A 262-nucleotide genomic window follows, 5' to 3' on the forward strand; every position below is an offset into this window, starting at 1 on the left:
CCATCCCGGCCTCGGTGCGCACGTGCAGGTAGGTCGCGTCCAGGTAGACGTAGGGGAAGCGAGCGTGGTCCAGCCGGCGGGTGCGGAACGCGCCAACGACCTCGTCCAGGCCCGCGCAGATCCGCGACACCTCGGACTTGGAGATCCCGGTCCCGCCCAGGGCGACCACGAGGTCGTCCACCGACCGGGTCGAGACGCCGTGGACGTAGGCCTCCATCACCACCGCGTACAGCGCCTGGTCGATCCGCCGACGCGGTTCCAG

General features: G+C 71.0%; 1 protein-coding gene. It reads right to left on the reverse strand.

The genetic code is table 11. The features are described from left to right. Positions 1-262 (reverse strand): transposase (locus tag Q0967_RS17350; protein WP_299451324.1); only part of this gene is annotated, 262 nt, incomplete at both ends.

Source organism: uncultured Serinicoccus sp. (genome assembly GCF_947500995.1).
In the GTDB taxonomy this organism is placed as follows: Bacteria; Actinomycetota; Actinomycetes; order Actinomycetales; family Dermatophilaceae; genus Ornithinicoccus.